The organism is Fulvivirga aurantia, from assembly GCF_009711475.1.
In the GTDB taxonomy this organism is placed as follows: Bacteria; Bacteroidota; Bacteroidia; order Cytophagales; family Cyclobacteriaceae; genus Fulvivirga; species Fulvivirga aurantia.
This window is the reverse complement of sequence record NZ_SMMD01000626.1, coordinates 1-3,194: the sequence shown is the minus strand read 5'-3', so window position 1 is coordinate 3,194 and position 3,194 is coordinate 1. Positions and strand designations below refer to the sequence as shown.

General features: G+C 37.2%; 2 protein-coding genes and 1 pseudogene. 1 reads left to right on the top strand and 2 read right to left on the bottom strand.

Translation table 11 applies throughout. From position 1 onward, the window contains the following. Positions 1-230: 230 nt before the first annotated feature. Together E1176_RS05980 and E1176_RS05975 are read right to left on the bottom strand one after the other, a co-directional pair. Positions 231-1,562 (bottom strand): OmpA family protein, encoded by a 1,332-nt coding sequence (locus E1176_RS05980; RefSeq protein WP_155209652.1) that lies wholly within the window; start codon positions 1,560-1,562, stop codon positions 231-233. A 144-nt stretch (positions 1,563-1,706) separates the two neighbouring features. After that, positions 1,707-2,723 (bottom strand): DUF6268 family outer membrane beta-barrel protein, encoded by a 1,017-nt coding sequence (locus E1176_RS05975; protein WP_155209651.1) that lies wholly within the window; start codon positions 2,721-2,723, stop codon positions 1,707-1,709. Positions 2,724-2,887: 164 nt separating this feature from the next. On the opposite strand from E1176_RS05975, the pseudogene E1176_RS05970 reads away from it, so the two are divergent. Then, positions 2,888-3,194 (top strand): annotated as a pseudogene (locus E1176_RS05970) (hypothetical protein); the annotation flags it as partial.

Sequence of the window (3,194 nt, the reverse complement as noted above, 5' to 3'; positions counted from 1 at the left end):
TGGTTACGGTATGGTCAATTTGGGGGCAAAATAATAATTATTCTTTAATAGTATCTAAAGAATTATGCATTTATAGGGCAGAAATCAACCGAAATTGTCTCTTAAGAAAATGTTGTTTAAACATCATACTTCCATAAAGTTTCGACAATAGATAAAGCCGCAGTTATGAGAGAGTTTAAAGTACTGCAGCATGATGATGATTTATACCTTGATAATAAAATTAAAGGGGTTTACTCTTCAAGTATCTCAATTTCGACTCGCACGTTCTTTTCTGCCTGCGAGCTGTGCTTATCGTAGATCATTTGCTTACCGCCCCAACCCTTTATCTCCATACGATTTTCACTTATTCCCTGATCAATCAACCAGTGCTGTATGGTATATGACCGGTAAAGCGACAGTTTTTTAGCACTTCCAAATGACTCTTTGTGCTCACCATTGATACCGAAGAAATTCTTATCCTCTTCATTGAGGTGGATAATTTTACCATGGGAATTACCATTAGTATGGCCGTGTATTTTTACTACCAGATTTTCATTTTCCTTCAACATATCGAGTAGACTGTTGAGCTCGTAAATTGATTCTGGCTGCATGATGGCTGCATCTTTAAAGAAATACACATTATACATTACCAGCACATCACCTTTCTTAAACCGCTTTAAATCAAAATTAACAACGATAGAATCGCCAATTAATTCAACAGCGGGATTTTCGGTGAGTGATTGAGGGTCATCAAGGTCGAGCGTATATTGCACCTCTCTGAAACCAAACATATTGGTTGCTACTTTCACCCTTCTGGTACCATTTTCAGGATCTGCTAATTCTACCAATTCGTGAGACTTAGCTTCTTTAAGTTGTTTTGCTCTTTCAGGATCGATAATATTTACCTTCCCCTTTACTTCTTTTAAGTTTTTAGAATTGATTGTATTGAAGTAGAGGTAATAGTGATTTTCTTTTTTCACAAAAGCCTCCTTTTCCGGAGTTTCTTCGGTTGCTACTTCATCACCAGATTCAATGGAAGCTTCGGGATCTTTAACGTCATCCACCTCAAGATCAGAAGTAGACTCTGCTTTTTTCTTACTTATTTGCTCTTTTTCCCCTTCAGGGAAGGGAGGTCCTGCATAATCAGTAACTGTATTGTCCTCACCTTCTTCTTCAATCTTAGTGCTACTGTTGTTTTTAGCTATCACTGATTTTTTCGGTTCGGGCTTGTCTGTAAAATCTCCCGTATAAGCCCATGCATCATAGAATTGAGGGTGTTCCTTTTTTAAAGCAATTACTTTAGCTTTAATCTCCTCCCGATCTTTGGATTGATCGATATACACGTAATAAAGGCCTCTAAACTCATTTTTACGCACAGTTGCTGTCATGTCGTATGATTTGACCATACTCACAAGTCTCTTGGCGTTGTTTTCTACTGAAAACGCTCCAATTACAGCATAGGAATTATGTTTAGGGTCAACAGCATCGCCTTGTGCCTTGACACTAACTACGGAGAGGGAGGTAAACAGCGCAACGTATAAAACAATATAGCGCAACCTCCAGCTAAAAAATTGAGGTGCCATGATCAAAAGATTAAAAAATAAACTTTAAAAGTTTCAACAAATCTAAGTTGTATACAACTTTAAATGTATAAAAAATAAATCAATTTTCACAACTAATTAGCTTACAGTATCTTATATAATGCTTTTTAAACAGAGAATTAAGCCCTATTTGCTATATCCGAACATTTCTTTGAGCCCTTCTGTAGGCACTACAAATAAAGATACATTTACATAAGGAGCAGGACTTAAGTTACTGGCTATCAATTCTTTTTCATCATATATCTTATCTCCATCGGAGGCATCAATTCTTATATTGTAGTTTATTCCACCTTCCAATCCCATCCAAATAAAATCATAAACTCTTTTCTCTAAAGAGAGCATAAATTTCACGTCTGATCGTCTTATTTCGTACTCATCGAGGATATCTGTCTCTTCGTTTGCCGCAAATACACGATAACTTATGCCATCGGTATTATAGCCTCCATAAACTCTTGTACCATCATTTGGTGTGTATCTCACTAAAAATTTACCCGGCAATTTAGATTCAAACCCCCAGGTTTTATTCCATGATTTATTCCATTCAAATACGGGTAATATCATAGGCTGCCCCAGTGTATAATCGAAGTATAATCCTACTCCGTAAGCATTCATTTCACTCTTTTGCCAACCATAGATAAATGACAGAGAATATTTAGCAAACTCATACAACCGATCATTACTATCAGATACATCGCCATTTAATGCTGCTGCTACCCGCATGTTGATGTAATTCTCACTATTGAGACTATGCAGCATGTAAAATTTAAGTTTTCGTGACCTCAGGTGCTTGTGATGCAGTTGCTCATAAAACTCGTAGTTAAGGTTTTCTGGGTTTTTGAATGAGAAATAGTCGTACGTATACTCAAAACTACCCAATATCTGGGTGCGATCTTTGATCATAATAGGCACTTTTATATCATACTCCATATTCTCTAAGGAAGATATGGTAGCCTCATTATCTCTCAATCTTTGCACTTCGGCCTCTGATTCTATATCGCTATTTATTATGCGTGTATAACTGATATCTAAACCTCTTCCCAGTGGTTGATATTTTACATTTGGTGTGGCCCATTTGATGCTATCCTGGGCAACAGAAGGTAGAACTACAAGAATCAGAAATGATAAAAGTGCAAATTTTCTCATGCTAAATTTAAGGACAAACATCATGCAATAAGGCCTAAAATGCACCTAAAGCCGCTTTTTACCTATGTATTATGAAATACTTCACCGCATTTCGTGAAGATAATTCCACAATTGAATGTTGATAAACAAAAGCCTGCTTACTACATTTAGAAAAAAAATTGAACATGACTCAGACAATCAGATTCTTCGTTTTAATCTCCCTGGTATTATTTGCTGCTTGTGGCCAGACAGAAAACAAAACAAACGATACGGACGAAAGACTAAATGAAATGCCGGCCGAAGAGCGTGCGGAAAGGGCTTTATATAAAGAGGTGATGGACGAGCATGATGAAGCCATGCCCAAAATGGATAATATGATGCGTCTCAAGGGCAAGCTGCAAGAGAAAATTGATTTGCAACGAGAGTCAGCTGAAAATGCGGAGACCAGTGCGCTTGAAGAGGCGATTCAACAACTAGAAGCTGCTGATGAGG

Coding starts and splice junctions, on each gene's coding strand:
- E1176_RS05980 (WP_155209652.1), bottom strand. CDS start 1,562: ATGGCACCTCAATTTTTTAGCTGGAGGTTGCGCTATATTGTTTTATAC.
- E1176_RS05975 (WP_155209651.1), bottom strand. CDS start 2,723: ATGAGAAAATTTGCACTTTTATCATTTCTGATTCTTGTAGTTCTACCT.